General features: G+C 66.5%; 18 protein-coding genes. 13 read left to right on the forward strand and 5 right to left on the reverse strand.

All coding sequences use genetic code 11. The features are described 5' to 3' along the window. Positions 1-16 precede the first annotated feature (16 nt). Together ABLE91_RS06295 and ABLE91_RS06300 are read right to left on the reverse strand one after the other, a co-directional pair. The gene (locus ABLE91_RS06295) at positions 17-1,138 is read right to left on the reverse strand and encodes a zinc-binding metallopeptidase family protein (RefSeq protein WP_348929466.1); all 1,122 of its coding nucleotides are present in this window, start codon (positions 1,136-1,138) and stop codon (positions 17-19) included. Positions 1,139-1,209: 71 nt separating this feature from the next. After that, positions 1,210-1,872 (reverse strand): GntR family transcriptional regulator, encoded by a 663-nt coding sequence (locus ABLE91_RS06300; protein WP_348929469.1) that lies wholly within the window; start codon positions 1,870-1,872, stop codon positions 1,210-1,212. 161 nt (positions 1,873-2,033) lie between these two features. Between ABLE91_RS06300 and ABLE91_RS06305 the strand changes: the two genes are divergently transcribed. The 7 genes from ABLE91_RS06305 to ABLE91_RS06335 all read left to right on the forward strand — a co-directional run bounded on the left by ABLE91_RS06305 (position 2,034) and on the right by ABLE91_RS06335 (position 8,471). After that, on the forward strand, positions 2,034-3,026 hold the full coding sequence (locus ABLE91_RS06305) for a TRAP transporter substrate-binding protein (RefSeq protein WP_348929471.1): 993 nt from the start codon (positions 2,034-2,036) through the stop codon (positions 3,024-3,026). Between the two features lie 178 nt (positions 3,027-3,204). Further along, a complete protein-coding gene (locus tag ABLE91_RS06310; RefSeq protein ID WP_348929474.1) occupies positions 3,205-3,720 on the forward strand; it encodes a TRAP transporter small permease in 516 nt (171 codons plus the stop codon). Between the two features lie 12 nt (positions 3,721-3,732). Continuing rightward, positions 3,733-5,013: a TRAP transporter large permease gene (locus tag ABLE91_RS06315; RefSeq protein WP_348929476.1), complete on the forward strand. Its 1,281-nt coding sequence runs from the start codon at positions 3,733-3,735 to the stop codon at positions 5,011-5,013. Between the two features lie 19 nt (positions 5,014-5,032). Next, positions 5,033-5,818, forward strand: coding sequence for an SDR family NAD(P)-dependent oxidoreductase (locus ABLE91_RS06320; protein ID WP_348929479.1), 786 nt, complete (start codon positions 5,033-5,035; stop codon positions 5,816-5,818). A gap of 33 nt (positions 5,819-5,851) precedes the next feature. After that, positions 5,852-6,877 (forward strand): Gfo/Idh/MocA family protein, encoded by a 1,026-nt coding sequence (locus ABLE91_RS06325; RefSeq protein ID WP_348929481.1) that lies wholly within the window; start codon positions 5,852-5,854, stop codon positions 6,875-6,877. Position 6,878: 1 nt separating this feature from the next. After that, positions 6,879-7,706: an amidohydrolase family protein gene (locus ABLE91_RS06330; RefSeq protein WP_348929484.1), complete on the forward strand. Its 828-nt coding sequence runs from the start codon at positions 6,879-6,881 to the stop codon at positions 7,704-7,706. 9 nt (positions 7,707-7,715) lie between these two features. After that, the gene (locus tag ABLE91_RS06335) at positions 7,716-8,471 is read left to right on the forward strand and encodes an SDR family NAD(P)-dependent oxidoreductase (protein WP_348929486.1); all 756 of its coding nucleotides are present in this window, start codon (positions 7,716-7,718) and stop codon (positions 8,469-8,471) included. 147 nt (positions 8,472-8,618) lie between these two features. On the opposite strand, the gene ABLE91_RS06340 is transcribed toward ABLE91_RS06335, so the two are convergent. Then, positions 8,619-9,089 (reverse strand): peroxiredoxin, encoded by a 471-nt coding sequence (locus ABLE91_RS06340; RefSeq protein ID WP_348929489.1) that lies wholly within the window; start codon positions 9,087-9,089, stop codon positions 8,619-8,621. Positions 9,090-9,224: 135 nt separating this feature from the next. Between ABLE91_RS06340 and ABLE91_RS06345 the strand changes: the two genes are divergently transcribed. Both ABLE91_RS06345 and ABLE91_RS06350 read left to right on the forward strand, forming a co-directional pair. Then, entirely contained in the window at positions 9,225-12,716 is a 3,492-nt protein-coding gene (locus ABLE91_RS06345; protein ID WP_348929492.1) for a YhdP family protein, read from the forward strand. Positions 12,717-12,800: 84 nt separating this feature from the next. After that, complete coding sequence (locus ABLE91_RS06350; RefSeq protein WP_348929494.1) at positions 12,801-13,199, forward strand: PRC-barrel domain-containing protein; 399 nt, start codon at positions 12,801-12,803, stop codon at positions 13,197-13,199. A 64-nt stretch (positions 13,200-13,263) separates the two neighbouring features. On the opposite strand, the gene tyrS is transcribed toward ABLE91_RS06350, so the two are convergent. Beyond that, positions 13,264-14,511 carry a tyrosine--tRNA ligase gene (tyrS, locus tag ABLE91_RS06355; RefSeq protein WP_348929497.1) on the reverse strand — a complete coding sequence of 416 codons (1,248 nt, stop codon included), beginning with the start codon at positions 14,509-14,511 and terminating at the stop codon, positions 13,264-13,266. 90 nt (positions 14,512-14,601) lie between these two features. On the opposite strand from tyrS, the gene ABLE91_RS06360 reads away from it, so the two are divergent. Beyond that, positions 14,602-15,507: a glycosyltransferase family A protein gene (locus tag ABLE91_RS06360; protein WP_348929500.1), complete on the forward strand. Its 906-nt coding sequence runs from the start codon at positions 14,602-14,604 to the stop codon at positions 15,505-15,507. A 1-nt stretch (position 15,508) separates the two neighbouring features. Further along, a complete protein-coding gene (locus ABLE91_RS06365) occupies positions 15,509-16,621 on the forward strand; it encodes an anhydro-N-acetylmuramic acid kinase (RefSeq protein WP_348929503.1) in 1,113 nt (370 codons plus the stop codon). 131 nt (positions 16,622-16,752) lie between these two features. Here ABLE91_RS06365 and ABLE91_RS06370 read toward each other — a convergent pair whose 3' ends face one another. Then, a complete protein-coding gene (locus ABLE91_RS06370) occupies positions 16,753-17,415 on the reverse strand; it encodes an alpha/beta hydrolase (RefSeq protein WP_348929506.1) in 663 nt (220 codons plus the stop codon). A 284-nt stretch (positions 17,416-17,699) separates the two neighbouring features. On the opposite strand from ABLE91_RS06370, the gene ABLE91_RS06375 reads away from it, so the two are divergent. Then, positions 17,700-18,908, forward strand: a complete 1,209-nt coding sequence (locus ABLE91_RS06375; RefSeq protein ID WP_348929508.1) for a cysteine desulfurase family protein — start codon at positions 17,700-17,702, stop codon at positions 18,906-18,908. A gap of 49 nt (positions 18,909-18,957) precedes the next feature. After that, positions 18,958-20,433 (forward strand): Fe-S cluster assembly protein SufB, encoded by a 1,476-nt coding sequence (sufB, locus tag ABLE91_RS06380; RefSeq protein ID WP_348929509.1) that lies wholly within the window; start codon positions 18,958-18,960, stop codon positions 20,431-20,433. Positions 20,434-20,487: the final 54 nt, after the last annotated feature.

Below are 20,487 nucleotides of genomic sequence, written 5' to 3' on the forward strand. Positions count from 1 at the left end.
CGGTACCCGGCCGGCTTCACCTCATCGGGCTCGTTGAGGGCAACCCGTCGCAGATCGCCTTCCAGGCCGCTTCCCGCTGCGCCCTCTGTGCCGGCGTGCCCTGGATCAGCTCGTGGACGAACTGCAGCTTTTCCACCGCCGGCTGGGACAGGATGAAGGGGTAGAGGTCCGGTTGGCCCATGCTGCGGTTGACGCTGTTGAGCGCGACCGTCAGCGGTACCCAGGCTTCCACCAGATCCTCCGCGTCGCGGGCGCGATAGGGGTCGAAATCCACCTCCACTTCCAGGTCAGCCGCCTTGCGCACCCGCGGGCGGACCCGGATGCCGAAGGAGGCGGCGGTCTCCAGCGCATCGGCCATGTGGAAATAGTGCGCCCAGGTCTCGGCGAAATCCTCCCAGGGGTGGGCCGTGGCGTAGGAGGAGATGAAGCTGTTCTGCCAGCCGGGCGGCGGGCCATTCTGGTAATGGCGCTGGAGCGCCGCGCCGTAATCGGCCCGCTCGTCGCCGAACAGCGCGCGGCAGCGATCAAGTGGGCCGCCATTGGCCACCAGCAGGTCCCAGAAATAATGCCCGAGCTCATGGCGGAAATGGCCGACGAGGGTGCGATAAGGCTCGTTCATGGAGGTGCGGCGCTTCTCGCGCTCGGCATCGTCCGCTTCTGCGATGTTGAGGGTGATGAGGCCGTTATTGTGCCCGGTCAGGATATTGGGCGCGGTGTAGGTATCGGCGAGAAAGTCGAAGGCGAGGCCGTGCTGGGGGTCCTCGATGCGGTCGTGCACGGGCAGCTTCCACATGAGGATGGAGTAGAAGACGTGGCGCTTGGCCTGCTCCACGCGCCGCCAGAGGTCCATCTTGTCCAGCCAGGAGATGTCCGGCACCGTGTGATTGTGGCGGCAGGCGGGGCAGAAGGCGTTGCCGCCCTCCGGCACCAGCCAGTTGCACACGTCGTGCTCGGCATTGACGCAGAAGACGTAGGGCCTGGATCGGTCGGCCAGCGCCATGAAGGCGAGGCCCACCGGCTCCAGCGCGCTCATGCGACATTGTTCCGGCAGAAAGCCCAGGCGATAGCCGCAGTTCAGGCACGTGCCATTGTCGAAATGGATGGGGTTTCTGCAGTTCTGGCATTCAAAGAGTTTCATGGCCGGCTCATCCTGGCTGTGCGCGCACGGCAAGAATCGCGGCGGACACGACAGTTTCCATCAAAAGACGCTTATTGCGCGGCTATGGTTTCAGGCAGGGCCAGATAATCGGCCTGGGTGTTGCGGGAGTGGGAGCGCAGCAGGCTCTGCAGAGCCTCGGTCTTTCCCTCCCGCGCCAGCTTCAGCATGGTGCGGTGCTCGGTGAGCGAGCGGGCGTTCAGCACCTGGTCGCGGGAGAGGCGCGCGCGCAGCGCCTGGATGCGTAGCGAGATGAGGGAATAGGCGCTCACCAGATAATCATTGCCCGAGAGCGAGACCATGAGCTGGTGATAGGCGGCGTCCAGCGTGCGGTAGCCGACGATGTCGCCGCGGGCGAACGCATCCTCCATCTCCGCGAGGCCCTTCGCCATGCCGGTAAGAAGGCGCTTGCGGTTGCGCTCCAGCGCCAGCTCGATGGCGGCCACCTCCAGCACGGCGCGCAGTTCCGAGATGGCGACCACCTGGTCCGGCGCGAGGGAGAAGACGAAGGAGCCGCGCTGGGGCTGCACATCCACCAGCCCCTCGGTGCGCAGCTGCATCAGCGCCTCGCGCACGGGGGTCTTGGAGATGCCGAGATCGTCCGCGAGCGCATTCTCGGACAGCGCCTCGCCCAGCGCGACGCGGCCGTCGACGATGCGCTGGCGCAGTTCGTCGACCACCATTTCCTTCAGCGACTTGGGACGGACGAGGACCATCGGACTTCCTGGAAAACGCGTGCCCCCAGTGGGCGACTCGGGGGATGCCGTCAAGCTTCCCTTGCGTCTCACATCTCATATCTGATATTCCAGTTGATAGGGATGTCGCAAGAAGCATCCCATCGTGCGGTCGATGCGCCGCGCTCAGGGAGGATCGGAACATGAAGATTGCCATGGCGCTTGCCGCGGCCGGCCTTGTGCTGGGCCTCGGCGCGGGCGGAGCAGTCGCCCAGCAGAGCATGACGCTGAAATCCGCCGACGTGCACCCCAAGGGCTATCCGACGGTGGAAGCCGTCGAGAACATGAGCAAGAAGCTGGAGCAGGCCACCAATGGCCGCCTGAAGGTCCAGGTGTTCCCCTCCATGCAGCTCGGCGGTGAGAAGGAGTTCCTGGAGCAGGCCCAGGTCGGCGCGCTGGCCATGGCCCGGGTCTCGGGCGGCGTGATGGGCCCGGTGGTGCCCGAGATCAACGTGCTGAACCTGCCCTACATGTTCCGCGACAGCGAGCACATGTACAAGGTGGTGGACGGCCCCATCGGCGACGAACTGCTCCAGAAGATCACCGACAATCCCAATATCGGCCTCATCGGTATCGCCTGGATGGATGGTGGCGCGCGCAACATCTATGACCGCGTGCGCCCCGTGGCCAAGATGGAGGATCTGAAGGGCCTCAAGATCCGCGTCATCGGCAACCCGGTCTTCGTGGACATGATGAACGCCATGGGCGCGAACGGCGTCGCCATGGGCTACGACCAGCTCATCAACGGCCTTCAGACCGGCGTGGTGGATGGCGCGGAGAACAATTATCCGAGCTACGCCACAGGCCAGCACTACAATTACGCCAAGTATTACTCGACCACCCAGCACCTGATGGTGCCGGAGATCCTGGTCTTCTCGAAGCGGGTCTGGAACCAGCTCTCGCCCGACGACCAGAAGCTCATCATGAAGGTGGCGAAGGAAGCCCAGCAGGAGCAGCGCAAGCTCTGGCAGGCCATGGAGAAGAAGTCCCTCGACATCATGAAGGAGAACAACGTGGTCCTCACGGAGGTCTCCGCGGCCGAGAAGGCGCGCTTCAAGGACGCCATGAAGCCGGTCTGGGACAAATACGGCGCTGCCAACCAGGCGATGATCGACCGCATCCAGAAGGTGCAGTGAGGGCGGACTAGGTGCAACCAGCCCCCTCTCCCGCTTGCGGGGGAGGGTGGGGGAGGGGGCGGACGCCAGCCTCTCCATTTCCCCGCGCTTCCGGCCTTCGGCCGGCCCCCCTCCCTAGCCCTCTCCCGCAAGCGGGAGAGGGAATCCCGCAAAGGTATTGTTCCGCGAAAGGCGCGACATGCTTTCCTATGTGCGTGCGATGGATGGATTGCAGCGCCTCTGCATGATCGTGGCGGGCGCGTGCCTCGTGGTGATCACCCTCATCATCCCCTACGGCGTCTTCATGCGCTATGTGCTCTCCACCGCCTCGTCCTGGCCGGAGCCCATGGCGGTGATCCTGATGATCTGGTTCTCCTTCCTCTCGGCGGCCATCTGCTATCGCGAGAACCTGCACATCGCCGTCAACGTCTTGCCCGCCATGCTCACCGGGACGGCGCGAACCGCTCTCGGCTGGGTCATCGAGCTGTGCATGGCCGGCACCAACCTGTTCATGCTCATCTATGGCACCAAGCTGGTCCAGACCACCTGGTACCAGTCGGTGGCCGAGTTCCCCGGCCTCTCCGTCGGCATCACCTATCTCCCCATCCCCATCGGCGGCCTCGTCACGACCCTGTTCGTGATCGAGCGCCTGTGGACCGGCAAATTGTTCGCGGACCCGCCCGGCGACGAGCTCGCCCCCATCAGCACCGAATAAGCGGGCCGCCATATGGATCTCGCCATTCTCCTCGGGAGCTTCACGCTCCTCTGCCTCGTCGGCATGCCGGTGGCCTATGCGCTGGGGCTCGCCGCCATCTTCGCCGCGCTCTGGATGGACCTGCCGCTGGAAGCGGTGATGCTGAAGGTGTCGGACGGGACCGACGATTTCGCCCTCCTCGCCATTCCCTTCTTCATCCTCGCCGGCGGCATCATGGCCGAGGGCGGCATGGCCGAGCGGCTCGTCAATCTCGCGAAGATCTTCGTGGGCTGGATCCGGGGCGGGCTGGCGCTGGTGAACATCCTCGCCTCCACCTTTTTCGGCTGCATTTCCGGCTCGTCGGTGGCGGACACCGCCTCCATCGGCTCGGTGATGATCCCGCAGATGATCAAGGAGGGCTATCCGCGCCTGTTCGCGGTGAACGTGACAGTCTCCGGCTCGCTGCAACCCCTTCTGATCCCGCCCTCCCACAATGCGGTGATCTATTCGCTGGCGGCGGGCGGCTCCATCTCCATCGCCGACCTGTTCCTGGCCGGCGCCATTCCGGGCTTCCTGCTCGGCTTGAGTCTGATGGTGCTGGTGCTCGTCATCGCCCGGCGCCAGAATTTTCCGAAGGGCGAGGTGATCGGCCCGCGCCGGGCGGCGAAGATCGTGGTGGAGGCGTTCTGGGGCCTGCTCACCGTCTTCATCATCCTCGGCGGCATATTGGGCGGCGTCTTCACCCCCACGGAATCGGCGGCGGTCGCCTGCGTCTATTCCTTCATCATCACCATGTTCGTCTATCGCGACTACAAATGGAGCGAGCTGCACATACTGGTGGGCCGGGTGGTGCGCACGGTCGGCATGGTGATGCTGATGATCGGCTTCTCGGTGGCCTTCGGCTACATGATGGCGCTGATGCAAGTGCCCATGCGGGCGGCGGAATTCTTCCTCGCCGTGGCGGACAACAAATATACCCTGCTGCTGGTCATCAACATCGTGCTCCTGGTGCTGGGCACCTTCATGGACCTCGCGCCCATGCTGCTGATCTGCACGCCCATCTTCCTGCCCATCGTGAAGCAGTTCGGCATCGATCCGGTGCAGTTCGGCATCATCATGATCCTCAATCTCGGCATTGGCCTCCTCACGCCTCCGGTGGGTCCTACTTTGGCGGTGGGCTGCGCCATCGGCCGGGTGTCCATGGAGGCGGTGTCGAAAAGCATCATGGTGTTCTACATCCCCATGCTGGTGGTCCTCGCTTTGGTCACCTATTGGCCGCCGCTCACCCTGTGGCTGCCCCAGGCATTCAAGTGAACCTTATTCGGAGCGTTTCATGACCGGTCTCGACAGCCTCCCGACCTTCCCCGACCTCGCCGGCAAGGCGGTGCTCGTCACCGGCGCCTCCACGGGCATCGGCGCCGCGGTGGCGGAAGGCTTCGCCCATTCCGGCGCGAAGGTGGGGGTGCATTTCAATGCCAGCCGCGAGAAGGCGGAAGAGGTGGCCGGCCGAATCCGCGCGGCGGGCGGGGAGGCCGTGCTGATCGGCGGGGACGTGACGCAGGCGCGCCAGCCCAAGGCCATCGTGGAAGCCATGGTGGAGGCGTTCGGCGGGCTCGACGTGCTGGTGAACAATGCCGGCGGCCTCGTGAAGCGCGTGATGATCGCCGATTATGACGACGCCTTTCTCGATCAGGTGATCGATCTCAACATCCGCCAGGTGGCCCATTTCATGCGCGAGGGCGCGGCCCACATGAAGGGGCGGGGCGGCTCCATCATCAATGTCTCCTCCATCGCCGCCCGCAATGGCGGGGGCAACGGGGCGGTGATGTATGCTTCCGCCAAGGGCTTCATCTCCACCGCCACGCGCGGCTGGGCGAAGGAACTGGCGAAGGACAATATCCGCGTGAATGCCGTCTCCCCCGGCACCATCGCCACGCCCTTCCACGAGCGCTTCTCCACCGCCGACATGCTGAAGGCCGCGCAGGCCACCATTCCGCAGAACCGCATCGGCGTGCCGGAGGAGTGCGTGGGCACCTTCCTCTACCTCGCCTCGGAAGCGGCCTCCGGCTACGTGACGGGGCAGATCATCGAGGTGAATGGCGGCCAGTACATGCCCTGAGCGGGCGGACCTTCTTCAATACGGGATTGTCTCATGCACCATATTGCCATCGTCGGGCTCGGAATGGCCCATAAGCCCCATCTCGCCAGCCTGCGCGATCTGTCAAAGCGCGTCTCCATCGCCGCCTGCTATGCCCCGAGCGCGGAGCGGCGCGCGGCCTTCGCCGCCGCCAATCGCGACCTCAACGTCACGGACGATCTGGACGGCATCCTCGATGATCCCGGCATCGGCATGCTGCTGCTGCTGACCCCGCCGCGCACCCATCTCGATCTCATTGAGCGCTGCGCCAAGGCGGGCAAGCATGTGCTGCTGGAAAAGCCGGTAGAGGTGGACCTTCATCGCTCGGTGAAGGTGGTGGAAGCCATGGAGAAGGCGGACAGAAAGCTCGCCATCATGCTTCAGCACCGCTTCCGGCCCACCTCGCTGAAGGTGGCGCGGATGCTGAAGGAAGGGGCTTTCGGCGCGCTCATCTCCGGCTCCGCCTCCATCCGCTGGTGGCGGCCGCCGGAGTATTTTGCGCAGCCTGGACGCGGGACGCTCGCGCGCGACGGCGGCGGCGTGCTGCTGACGCAGGCGATCCATACGCTGGACCTGTTCCTGAGCCTCACCGGCCCGGTGAAGCGGGTCGCCGCCATCACCGGCACCTCGCCGCTCCGGGCCATCGACACGGAGGATGTGGCCGCTGCGGCGGTTCAGTTCGAGAACGGCGCCATCGGTACCATCGATGCGACCACGGTGGCCTATCCCGGCTTTCCCGAGCGCCTCGACCTCGCCTGCGAGAAGGCCACCGTCATCATCGCCGCCGACACGCTTGATATCTTTTGGAAGGACGGCCGGCACGTGCACGAGGAGGGCGCGCAGGGCGGCGGCGGCGGGGCGGATCCCATGGCCTTCTCCCATGAGGCGCACAAGGCGCTGCTGGCGGATTTCCTCGATGCGGTGGACGAGGGCCGCGAGCCCATGGTGAGCGGGCGCTCGGCGCTGCGCGTGCAGGCGCTCATCGACGCCATCATCGCCTCCTCCGCCCAGGGCGTTCCCGTCGAGCTGAAGGCGGCCTGACATGACCACCACCCCGCGCCTCACCGCGCCGCCCGATGCGGTGGACACCAACATCCACATCTTCGACAAAAGGTTTCCGCTCGCGCCCACCGCCCTCATGCAGCCGCCGGATGCGAGCGTGGGCGAATATCGCATGGTGATGCAGACGCTCGGCATCGCGCGCGCGGTGGTGGTCCAGCCCACTGCCTACGGCACCGACAACCGCTGCACCACGGACGCGGTGGCGGCCTTCGGGCTCGACGTGGCGCGGGGCGTGGGCGTGGTGGATGCCTCGGTCTCCGATGGGGAGCTGGAGCGGCTGTCGAAGGCCGGCATCGTCGGCACCCGCTTCCACCTCATGCCCGGCGGCGCGGTGCCGCTGGAGCAGTTCGACACCATCGCCGCAAGGGCCCATGAGGTGGGATGGCACATCCAGTTCCAGACCGACGGGCGGCGCCTGCCGGAATTTGCGGCGCAGATTAAGTCGTGGCCCGGCACCATCGTCATCGACCATGTGGGCAAGTTCCTGGAGCCGGTGACGCCGGAGCACGAGGCCTTCCTCGCCTTGCTGGACCTCGTGGAGACCGGCCGCGTCTTCGTGAAGCTCTCGGCGCCCTACGAGGTCTCAAAGGCCGGGCCGCCCTTCTATGACGATGTGGGCACGCTCGCCAAAGCCCTGGTGAAGGCGGCGCCCGATCGCCTCGTCTGGGCCACCAACTGGCCGCACCTCGCGCTGAAGGAGAAGCCGGACGACGCGCATCTCCTCGACCTTCTTTTGGACTGGGCGAGGGACGAGGGCGTGATCCGCCGCATCCTGGCGGACAATGCCGCCGACCTCTACCGCTTTTGAGGAGATGACATGGGACGTCTCGACGGATTGCGGGCCCTCATCACCGGGGGCGGACGCGGCATCGGCGCGGCCACGGCGCGCCGCTTCGCCCGCGAGGGGGCGTGGGTCGCCATCATGGGCAAGGGCGAGGCGAGCCTCGCCGGCAGCCGGGCGCTGGCCGCCGACGAGGGGCTGGAACTGGAGACCTTTGTCGGCGACGTGACCCGCGAGGACGATGTCAAGCGGGTGATCGATCAGGTGGTGGAGCATTTCGGCGGGCTGGACATCCTCGTCAACAATGCCGGGGCCAGCCATTCCAAGCCCTTCGAGGAAAAGACTCGCGCCGACGTGCTGGAGACGCTGGAGACCAACTTCGTGAGCGTGTTCCTGTGCTGCCAGAAGGCGGCGCCGCATCTTTTGGCATCCGGGCACGGGGCCATCGTCAACATCACGTCCGTGCGCGCGCTGGAGCAGTGCGGGCGGGAAGGGGTGATGGATTATTCCGCCGCCAAGGCCGGCGTGGTCAGCCTCACCAAGACGCTGGCGAAGCAGCTCGCGCCCAAGGTGCGGGTGAATGCGGTGGCGCCGGGCCATACCAACACCGACATCCTGCGGGGGCTCCCCCAGGAGGTGCGCGACCGCATGCTGGCCGGAACCTATCTCCAGCGCTTCGCCGAGCCGGACGACATCGCGGCGGCGGCCCTGTACCTCGCCTCGCCCGAGGCGTCGTTCGTGACGGGGCAGCAGATCGTGGTGGACGGGGGCTTCTCGCTGAAGGCGGGTTAGCCGGCTGGATGGACCCGTCTCCCGCTTGCGGGGGAGGGCTGGGGAGGGGGAAGGGCGCTTTCCGCGGGGGCGCGCCGCTCTCTCGCTTCGCTCACCCCCTCCCAACCCTCCCCCGCAAGCGGGAGAGGGCTTTGAGTCAGAAGCGAATCACACCGCCTGTGCGGCTGCCAGGACCTCTTCCGCATGGCCGGCGACCTTCACATTGGGCCAGGCCTTCGCCACCTTTCCGTTGCGGCCGATGAGCAGGGTCGCCCGCCGTATCCCCATGAATTTTCGCCCGTACATGCTCTTTTCGACCCACACGCCATAGGCTTCCAGCATTGCCTGGGTTTCGTCGGAGGCGAGCGGGAAGGCCAAGTCGTACTTGGCCTTGAACCTGTCCTGTGCTTTGACCGGATCGGCAGATACACCAAGAATCGCCGTATCCGCGGCCTCGAAAGCGCCCCGCAAGGCATTGAACGCCATAGCTTCCTTGGTGCAGCCTTCGGTATTGGCCTTCGGGTAGAAGTACAGGACCAGCTTGCGCCCTTTGAAATCCTTCAGCGACACTTCACCGCCGCCGTCGCGAGGCAGCGAAAAAGGCGGAGGTTTCGATCCTTCGGTGGGAAATTCGGCCATCTGCCTTCCTTTCGACGTGTCTGCGTCATACCGGCAGGGGTCACGGCCCTTGCCTGATGGCAGGGATGGTACATTCTGCACCGCTTGCAAACCCGGCGCGGGGGCGCCTCGGCGGAGCCAGAGGATCGGGTGAGGATGAAGGACGATACGGCTGAGCTCAAGCCGACGGGGCGGCATGTCCGCAGAGGGCGCCTGCAGGGGATTGCAGGCGCGCTGGTTCCCCGTGGGCGCGTCGCGCGCATCGCCGTGTGGTCCCTCGTCTCCCTCGTGGCGCTGGCCGGCATCACCGCGCTCGCGCTCTATGGCCTGATCTCCACTGGCATCGTCAACGCCAACCTCGCGACCCCCTATATCGAGCGCGCCATCGAGGAGCGCCTGGGCGGCAAGTATGACGTCCAGATCGGCTCCACCACGGTGGAGACCATGAGCCACGGCGCCACCGCCGTGATCGTCCACGACATCCGCGTCCTCGGGCCGGGCGACGAGCTCATCGCCGCCGCCCCGAGCGCCGAGGTGGAATTGGAGGGCAGCCTCCTCACCTTGTCGCCCAAGGCACGCCGCATCGACCTCGTGGGCGCGGAGATGACGGTGAAGATTGCCGCCTCCGGCGTCGTCGCGGTCGCGACCGGCAAGGGCGCGAAGCCGCTCACCTCCACCCCCGTGCCCCAGTCGCCGGCCGATGCCGCGCCCGCGCCCGGCGTCACCTCGGACGCCGCAGCCGTCGCCGCGCAGGCGGCGAGCCGCACCAACCCCTTGGAACTGCGCGCCCTTGCGGGTGTGCTGAACGATCTGGAGCGGGGCGGTCTAGGGGGCGGGGCCCTCCAGGATGTAGGCCTGAAGGACGGCACGGTCAGGGTCGAGAACGAATCCAGCGGTAGGAGCTTCACTTTCCAGCACCTGTCCATCCGCATGTCGCGCCCCGCGCAGGGCGGAGCGGTGCTGGACTTCGCTGTCCAGGGGCCGAGCGGCACCGCGACCTTGGTGGCCACCATCGGCGCCGTCCGGCAGCGCGAGCGCACCATCGACATGGTGCTGAAGGACGTGGCGACGCAGGATCTCGTGGGCGCCTTCAGCCAGGATTGGCGGCGCTTCTACATGGACATGCCCCTCGCGGCGACCATGCGCGCGCGCATGACCATCGACGGCGAGGTGCTGGCGGCCAAGGCGGAAGTCCAGTTCGGCGCCGGCCAGATCGGCAATGGCGAGGATGTGCTGGAGCGCTTCGTCCTCGACTACATGCGGCTTGGGCTGACCCTCGACCCGGCGCGCCGGGTCATTGTGATCGACCCGCTCGAAGCGGCGAAGAACGCCAACAAGGTGGCGCTCCAGGGCGAGATCAACATTCCCGCCCGGGCCGCTGAGGACTGGACCTACACGCTGCGCCAGCAGCAGGTGGTGCTGGCCGGGCCGGAAATGCCCGATCCGGCGCTTGTGATCGATCAGGTCAATATTTTCGGGCGCTACATTCCCGCCGATAAGCGGCTGACCTTCGAGAAGGGCACACTCCAGAGCGCCGCGGGGGGCCTCGCTTTCTCCGGCCAGGTGGACTTCGGCATCGCCCTTCCCGCCATCCGGCTCGATGCCACCGGCTCGAAGATGCCCGCCACCACCGTGCGGCGCTCCTGGCCGGTCTCCGTCGCCCCTCCGGCCCGCGACTACGTGCTCCAGAACGTGACCGGCGGCACGGTGGATGCGCTCAAGCTCAACGTGAACATGCCGCTGGAACTGATCGGGCAGAGGGAAGTGCCGCTGCCGGAGGATGCGGTGCATCTGGAGATCGCCGGCACCGGTTTCCAGCTCGTGGCCATGAAGGGGCTGCCGCCGATCCGCGATGCCCGGCTTTCAGTGGTAGTGACCGGGCGCAGCGTGCGCGCCGACATGCCCGAAGGCGTGGTGATCACGCCCCAGAACCGCAAGCTCACCATGGTCGATGGCACTTTCTTGATGCCGGACTATTTTCCACGCGAGCCCAGGGCCCAGATCCAGGTCAAGATCAACGGCCCCGCCGATGCCGGCATCGAAATCCTCGGCATGGAAGCCCTCAAGGGCCCGACCGGCACCGCCTATGATCCCTCCACCACGCGCGGCAAGCTTTCCGCTTTGGTGCAGATCAACATCCACTTCCGCAAGGTGCAGGACCCGAAGGACACCGACTATTCGGTGGAGGCCACCCTTACCGATTTCGGCGTCGACAACATCTTCTCCAACCAGCGGCTCGAGGGTTCGACGGTGACGGTGTTCGCGACGCCGGCCGGCATCCTGCTGCGCGGCGACGGCCGGATCGCCGGGGCGCCCGCCAGCTTCGAATACGAGAAGAAGAAGGACGTGGCGGACGCCAATGTCCGCGTCAACGCCACCCTGGACGACGCCTCCCGCGCCAAGCTCGGCATCAATCTGCCCGCGGTGATCGGCCCCGTTCTGGTGCGGCTTGTGGGCACCACCGACAACGTGATCACCAAGGCCAGCATCGAGCTCGATCTCACCGGCGCCCGCATCGCCGACCTCGTCCCCGGTCTCACGAAGCCGCCGGGCAAGCCGCTGAAAGCCCGGTTCACGTCGACCGACGCCGGCAAGACGGTGAAGATCAACGACCTGGTGCTGGAAGGTTCGGGTTCCGTCATCCGGGGCTCGCTGGAGCTTGCGGATTCCGGCGACGTCATAGCCGCCAATTTCCCCACCTTCCAGCTCAGCGACGGCGACAGGGCGAGCCTCTCCGCCATCCGCTCGGGCGACGTGCTGAAGGTGCGCATTTCCGGCGAGGTGGTGGATGCGCGCGGCATCATGAAGAGCCTCGTCGGGTCGTCCTCTTCCGCCCCGACACGGGGCCCGAAGCCGCACAACCAGGATGTGGACGTGGAGGCGACCGTCGGCGCGCTCACCGGCAACAATGGCGAAGTGCTCCGCCAGTTCGACCTCAGCGTGGGGCGGCGTGGCGTCGAGCTGCGCACCTTCACCTTGACCGCGCGGGCCGGCCGGGACGGCACCGTGATGGGCGACATCCGCCCCGTGAACGGGCGCAATTCCCTGGTCCTCACCACGACCGATGCCGGCGCGGTGCTCCGCTTCCTCGACATCTACCCCAAGATCGACGGGGGAGAGATGTCGGTGGTGGTGGATCCGCCGCGCGGGGACAGCTCACCCCAGGACGGCACCATCAACCTGCGTGACTTCGTGGTGCGCGGCGAGCCGGGCCTCGACATCCTGGCGGCGGCGGCGCGGGATTCCGCCGGCCGCGCCGAGCCCGGCACGGCCGCATTCCAGAAGGCGCAGACCAAGTTCACCCGCACGCCGGGCAGCGTGACCCTGCGCGACGGCGCCATCTATGGCCCCGTGGCCGGTGCAACGGTGGACGGGACCGTGGACTTCGCGGGGGAGCGCGTCGCCCTGCGCGGCACCTATGTGCCGGCCTACGGCCTCAACAATCTGTTTTCCAAACTTCCGATCATCGGCCTGCTGCTGGGTGGCGGGCCGAACGAGGGCCTCTTGGGGGTGACGTTCGAGATTGTCGGCCCCCTGAGCGGGCCGCGGCTCACGGTGAACCCGCTCTCGGTTGTGGCGCCGGGCTTCCTGCGCAAGATGTTCGAGTTCCGCGACACCTCGGTCGCCGCCCCGCCGCCGGCCCGGTGAAGCGGCCCGCGCCGCGCTCATCGGAACCTTCCGGGCCGCCGGCCGTTCTTCTGATATTCGCTTGAGTATCAGGAGTTTACAAAGATGCGCCGCACTCTGATCGCCCTCGCTGCCGTGTCCGCCGTGACGCTTCCGGTGGTTCCGGCTCTGGCGCAGACCGCCACCGCGACCGAAACCTTCCTCGCCGCAAAGCCCACCGACGTGCTGAGCTACAACCTCGTCGGCCTGGATGTGAAGAACCCCCAGAATGAGAGCATCGGCGAGATCAAGGATCTCATCCTCTCCCAGGGCTCCCTCGCCGGCTACATTGTCTCGGTGGGCGGCTTCCTCGGCATGGGAGAGCGCTACGTGATCGTGCGCCCGAACTCCATGAAGGTCGTCTATTCCGAGAACGACAAGAAATGGAGCGCGACCATGAACGCCACCAAGGACCAGCTCAAGGCTGCGCCCGAATTCAAGTATGAAGGCCGCTGGAAGCGCTGATAGCGCAGGCGCAAAAAGAAAGGGCTCCCCGCGGGGAGCCCTTTTTTGTTTCATGCGGGCGCGGTCACACCGGCCGCAGCAGGACGTGTTTTTTCTTGCCCAGCGATAGCTTCACCACCCCTTCCGGGGTGAGGTCGCGCGGGGTGAGGACGAGCTTCTCGTCGGTGACGGTGGCGTCGTTCACCTTCAGGCCGCCGCCCTTGATCTGCCGGCGTGCTTCGCCATTGGAGGCGACGAGCTTCGCCTTCTCCGAGAAGGCGTTGAGCACGCCGAGCCCGGCCTCAAGCTCGCCCGCGGCGATCTCGATGGTGGGCAGGTTCTCGGCGAGCGCGCCGTCCTCGAAGGTGGTACGGGCCGTGGCCTCGGCCGCCTCCGCCGCGTCGCGGCCGTGCAGCATGGCGGTGGCTTCCGTGGCGAGCACCTTCTTCGCCTCGTTGATCTCCTGGCCTTCCAGGGCCGCGAGGCGGGCGATCTCGTCGAGCGGCAATTCGGTGAACAGCTTCAGGAAGCGCTCCACGTCCCCATCGTCGCTGTTGCGCCAGTATTGCCAATACTCGTAGGGCGCCAGCAGGTCGGCATCGAGCCACACCGCGCCGCCGGCGGTCTTGCCCATCTTGGCACCGGACGAAGTGGTGAGCAGCGGCGTCGTCAGCGCGTGGAGGTCCGCGCCGTGCATGCGCCGGCCCAGCTCCATGCCATTGACAATGTTGCCCCACTGGTCCGAGCCGCCCATCTGCAAAATGCAGTTATGGCGCTTGTGCAGCTCCACGAAGTCGTAGGCCTGCAGGATCATGTAGTTGAATTCGAGGAAGGTGAGCGGCTGCTCGCGGTCCAGGCGCAGCTTCACCGAATCGAAGGTGAGCATGCGGTTGATGGTGAAGTGCGGCCCCACCTCCCGCAGAAGGGGGATGTATTTCAGCTCGTCGAGCCAGGACGCATTGTTCTCCATGACCGCGCCGGCGCCGAAATCGAGGAAGCGGCCGAACACGCGGCGGATCGAGGCGATATTGTCGTCGATCTGCTGATCGGTGAGCATCCGGCGGGCTTCGTCCTTGCCGGACGGGTCGCCGATCTTGGTGGTGCCCCCGCCCATGAGCGCGATGGGCCGGTGCCCGGTGCGCTGGAGCGTGCGCAGCATCATGATGGACAACAAATGCCCCGCATGTAGGCTGGATGCGGTCGCGTCGAAGCCGATATAAGCGGTGATCGGCCCGGCCAAAGCCTTGGCGTCCAAGCCTTCCGGATCGGAGCATTGGTGGATGTAGCCACGCTCCTGGAGCGTGCGCAGAAGGTCGGAACGGAACGAACTCATATCGGGCCCGGATGTCAAAGCTGGGGAGAGCGCTTGCTGACTAAGCCATTCGAGGATGTCCCGCCACGTTTATGTGTGTGGAGCATCGCCGTGTTCGCCCGCAACGAGCGCCCAACCCTGGTGTCCTGCCTCAAGCACATCGCCCGCGCCGCCAGGGGTCGGGATGCTTATGTCACGGTCATCCTGAACGGAAATTCGGATGGCTCGGCGCAGGCGCTCAAGGCCGCTGCATCGGAAATCGAGATCCCCTTCAGCGTCTACGACATCCCTTACCCCGACAAGTCCAATGCCATCAACCAGGTGATCCATCGCCTCAGGACCACGGCGGAGACCTGCTTCTTCGTCGATGCCTACGCCATGATCAGCGAGAACGCGCTCGCGGACCTCGCCGCCGCCCTGGCCGCCAACCTCCGTGCCCTCGCCGCCGCCGCGGTACCGAGCGTCGGGCGCAGCGCTGAGGCCATGCGGGCGGAGATGATGGTCAATCCCGGCCTCCACGGCTCGCTGTTCGCGCTCCGCGGCGACTTCGTGGCGCGCATGGCCGCCAGCGGTTTCCGCCTGCCGGTGGGGCTTTATCGCGGCGACGGGCTCTTCGGCTCGGCCATCATGCATGACCTGGACGCCATCGGCACGCCCTGGACCAAGGAACACATGGCCGTGGCGCCCACGGCCACCTGGACCTTCCGCCCCCTATCGCCCTGGAAGCGCGCCGACCGCCAGCGCCAGTGGAACCGCCTGCTCCGTCAGGGGCGGGGGGAACTGGAGGACATGGCCATCAAGCGCATCATCTATCAGGGCAATTACGCGGCCCTGCCGGAATTCGCGAGCGCGCTGGTCCGGTATCTGGTGACGCAGGACCGGCCCGAAATGCTGCGCTGCCTCAGGCGCCGGCCGCTGGGCTTCTTCGCCATCTGCGAAGCTTTTGGCACGCGCGAGCCTGCCGAGGAGGAGCTTGTCCCGCGCCTTGCCGTTTCATCCGAGAGCGTCGGGGCCTGACATGCGCGCCCTTGGCCTCATGAGCGGCACGTCCATGGACGGCATCGACGCCGCGCTCATCGACACGGATGGGGAGAGCGTGGAGTGGCTCGGCCCGGCCGCGACCTTTCCCTTCGATGCCGCCATGCGCCGGCTTCTCGTTGCGGCCATGGAGGATGCGCGGGGCCTCAATTCCCGCGATGCGCGGCCGGGCAGGCTCGCCGAGGCGGAGCGGCGCATCACCGACCTCCATGCGGAGGCGGTGCGCCTGCTCCTGGCCCAGATGCGGCTTTCGCCCTCCGACCTCGACGTGGTGGGCTTTCACGGCCAGACCGTGTTCCACCGGCCGGATGCCGGCCTCACCGTGCAGATCGGGCTCGGCGCGGAGCTCGCTCGTGCGCTCGGCACGCGGGTGGTGGCGGATCTCCGGGCCGCCGATGTGGCGGCGGGCGGAGAGGGGGCGCCGCTGGTGCCGGTCTTCCATCAGGCGCTTGCCCGGCGCCTCGACTTGCCACGCCCGCTGGCGGTGCTGAATGTGGGCGGTGTCGCGAACGTCACCGTGCTCGGGGCGGGAGCGGACCCCATCGCCTGCGACACCGGGCCGGGCAACGCGCTGATCGACGATTTCGTCATGGCCCGCACCGGCGTGCCCTTCGATGAGGACGGAGCGCTGGCAGCAGCGGGCAGGGTGGACATGGACGGCGTTGCGGCCGCCCTCGACCATCCCTTCTTCCGCACGCCATTGCCGAAATCCCTCGACCGCAATGCCTTTCGGCTTCACGTGGCCGAGCGCCTCAGGCCTGAGCGCCTGTCCACCGAAGACGGCGCAGCGACGCTCACGGCGCTGACCGCCGCGACCGTCGCCGCTGTCGTGCCCCTGCTGCCGCAGCGCCCGGAAACCTGGGTGGTGGCGGGCGGTGGCGCGCGCAACGGGACGTTGCTGCGCATGCTGGGCGAAGTCCTGTCGCGGCCGGTCCTGCCGGCGGATGCGGTGGGGTGGTCCGGCGATGCGCTGGAGGCCCATGCATTCGGATTCCTGGCGGTGCGTGCGGTCAGGGGACTACCGCTGACTTTTCCCACGACCACCCGTGCGCCGGTGCCGTTGACCGGAGGCGTGATTTTCGACGGCCCCTAGGGTGCAATTGGGATGCATGTCCAATCGGCTGGATAAATCCAGCCGGGACCGCTGCGGTGGGATCACGAGTGCCCCCAACGGAGGCAGATGGCCGGGTCAAGCCCGGCCATGACGCTATAGAGAAGGGCGTGTCAGGCCGCGCTGTCCTTGCGGGTGCCGGGCAGGCGCTTGTCGAGATAGGTGCCGACAATGCCCATCAGCTCGTCGACCTTGCCGTCGAAGAAGTGGTTCGCGCCGGGCAGGATCTGCTGCTCGATGACGATGCCCTTCTGGGTCTTCAGCTTCTCCACCAGGGTCGCCACCGCCGTGGTGGGCACCACCGCGTCCTTGTCGCCATGGACGAACAGGCCGGAGGAGGGGCAGGGGGCGAGGAAGGAGAAGTCGTAGAGGCTCGCGGGCGCGGCCACCGAGATGAAGCCTTCCACCTCGGGCCGGCGCATCAGGAGCTGCATGCCGATCCACGCGCCGAACGACACGCCGGCGATCCAGCACGCGCGCGCATCCGGGTTCACCGATTGGGCCCAGTCGAGCGCGGCGGCCGCGTCGGAGAGTTCGCCGGTGCCGTGGTCGAACGAGCCCTGGCTGCGGCCGACGCCCCGGAAATTGAACCGGAGCACCGAGAAGCCCCGGTTCACGAACTGGTAATAGAGGTTGTACACCACCGGATTGTTCATCGTCCCGCCGAACTGCGGGTGGGGATGAAGAATGATGGCGATGGGAGAATTGCGCGTCTTGGCGGGCTGATAGCGGCCCTCAAGCCGCCCCTTCTCGCCGGTGAAGATGACTTCAGGCATAGGACGTCCGCAACCTTCTGGGCGTCTCGGCGAAATCGGCGGGTGCAGCTCCGGCCAGGGGAGGCAAGCACCTGCGAGACGTCCACCCGGAGACGTCTTGACTTGGCCGGAGGGTCCGCCTATCTATTTAGAATAATTCTAATTTTCCCCGGCAGAGCGCGAAACGGTATCGTCGCTGCATGTCGCGGAACGGGTGAAGTCTGACGTATGACCGAGATCGGGCGCAATTGCAAGCCTTGGCTCGGGCGGGCGCTTGCGTGCCACGCCGGCCGGAGGATTGCGCCATGACCGCGCCGGTTTCTCCCCGTCCCGGCGCCCCTTCGCGGCGCGCCTTCCTGGACCACAACGCCACGTCTCCGCTGCGCCCGGAGGCGCGCGCGGCCATGCTGGACGCGCTAACCGAGCCCGGAAACGCGTCCTCCGTCCACACGGACGGCCGCGCTGCGCGGGCGCGCCTGGAGCAGGCGCGGACCGAGGTTGCGGGCCTTGCGGGGGCGCAGAAGACAGGCGTGGTCTTCACCTCCGGCGCCACCGAGGCCAACGCGCTTATCCTTCATCCCGAGCTGGACATTGCCGGCCGGCCCGTCACCTGCGACGTGCTCCTCATTAGCGCCGTCGAGCATCCCTCGATCCTGCGCGGCCACCGTTTCCCGGCGGACCGGGTGGAGGTGCTGCCGGTGGATGCGGCGGGCCGCATCGACCTCGACGCGCTCGATGAGGCCTTGACGCGACATGCCGGGCAGGGCCGCCGCGCCCTCCTGTCGCTGATGCTGGCAAACAACGAGACGGGCGTGATCCAGCCGGTGGCGGAAGCTGCACGGCGGGCGCAGGCCCATGGGGCGGTCGTGCACTGCGATGCGGTTCAGGCCGCGGGGCGGCTGCCGCTGGATATCTATGCGCTGGGCGTGGATTTCCTCACCTTCTCTTCCCACAAGATCGGCGGGCCCCAGGGCGCGGGCGCGCTGGTGGCGCGCCACGCGGACAGCCGCGCGCGCATCGCGCTCATCGGTGGCGGCGGGCAGGAGCGGGGCCGGCGTGCCGGCACGGAAAATATCGCCGCGGTGGCGGGTTATGGGGCCGCAGCCCGTGCGTCGGGCGCGGATCTGGCCCGCGAATCCGTCCGGTTGAAGGGGTTGCGCGATCGGCTCGAACAAGAGATTGTGCGGCAACTCCAGGGCACGCAGATCGTGGGCGCGGATGCTGAGCGTCTGCCCAACACGTCCTGCGTGATTTTTGCCGGTGTAAAGGCCGAAACCCTGGTGATTGCGCTCGATCTTGCCCATGTATCGGTAAGCGCCGGGTCCGCCTGCTCCTCTGGCAAGGTCGGACCCTCGCATGTGCTCGCTGCCATGGGATATGCGGGCGATGCGGCGAGCGGGGCGATCCGCCTCTCGCTCGGCTGGTCGAGCAGCGAAGAGGATGTGGATCTGGCGCTCGCGGCCTTGGGCCGCGCGGTGCCGCAGCTTCAAAACCGTCCGGTACGGGCGGCCTAAGGGACTTGACCGGCGGGCCTTGACCCCGCGCGGGAGAGGAGACGAGAAGATGCCTGCTGTCCAGGAGACGGTCGAACGCGTTCGGTCGATCGACGTCGACCAGTATAAGTACGGGTTCGTTACCGATATCGAGAGCGAGAAGGCCCCGAAGGGCCTGAACGAGGATACCGTCCGCTACATCTCGGCGAAGAAGAACGAGCCGGAATGGATGCTGGAATGGCGCCTCGACGCGTTCCGGCGGTGGCTGACCATGGAAGAGCCCACCTGGGCGCGGGTGAGCTACCCGAAGATCGACTTCCAGGACTATTATTATTATTCCGCGCCGAAGAAGAAGGACGGCCCGAAGTCGCTCGACGAGATCGACCCAGAAATCCTTGCCACCTATGAGAAACTGGGCATTCCGCTGCGCGAGCGCGAGATCCTGCTCGGCATCGAGAACCCGTCCTCGCGCGTTGCGGTGGATGCGGTGTTCGACAGCGTCTCGGTGGCCACCACCTTCAAGGCGGAGCTGGCCAAGGCCGGCGTGATCTTCTGCTCCATCTCGGAAGCCATCCGCGAGCATCCCGATCTGGTGCGCCAGTATCTCGGCTCCGTGGTACCGGTCTCCGACAATTTCTACGCGACGCTCAACACGGCGGTCTTCTCGGACGGCTCGTTCGTCTACATCCCCAAGGGCGTGCGCTGCCCCATGGAGCTGTCCACCTATTTCCGCATCAACGAGCGCAATACCGGCCAGTTCGAGCGCACCCTCATCATCGCCGATGAAGGCGCCTATGTGAGCTATCTGGAAGGCTGCACCGCCCCCCAGCGCGACGAGAACCAGCTTCACGCCGCCGTGGTCGAGCTGGTGGCGCTGAAGGATGCCGAGATCAAGTACTCCACCGTCCAGAACTGGTATCCCGGCGACAAGGACGGCAAGGGCGGCATCTACAATTTCGTCACCAAGCGCGGCGACTGCCGGGGTGATAATTCCAAGATCTCCTGGACCCAGGTGGAGACCGGCTCGGCCATCACCTGGAAGTATCCGAGCTGCATCCTGCGTGGCGACAACAGCCAGGGCGAGTTCTATTCCATCGCCATTTCCAACGGCTACCAGCAGGTGGATTCGGGCACCAAGATGATCCATCTCGGCAAGAACACGTCGAGCCGCATCATCTCCAAGGGCATCGCCGCCGGTCGCTCGGAGAACACCTATCGCGGCCAGGTGACGGCGCACCGCCGGGCCACCAATGCCCGCAACTTCACGAACTGCGATTCGCTGCTCATCGGCGACAAGTGCGGCGCGCACACCGTGCCGTATATCGAGGCGAAGAATTCCAGCGCGGTCTTCGAGCACGAGGCGACCACCTCGAAAATCTCCGAGGACCAGATGTTCTACTGCCTCCAGCGCGGCCTCTCCTCCGAGGAGGCGGTGGCGCTGATCGTCAACGGCTTCGTGAAGGACGTGCTCCAGCAACTCCCCATGGAGTTCGCCGTGGAGGCGCAGAAGCTGATCTCCGTGAGCCTCGAAGGCTCGGTGGGCTGATCGCACGATTGGGATAGGGATGGCCGGGTCGAGCCCGGCCATGACGCAAACGGA

Source organism: Aquabacter albus, from assembly GCF_040049275.1.
GTDB lineage: Bacteria > Pseudomonadota > Alphaproteobacteria > Rhizobiales > Xanthobacteraceae > Aquabacter.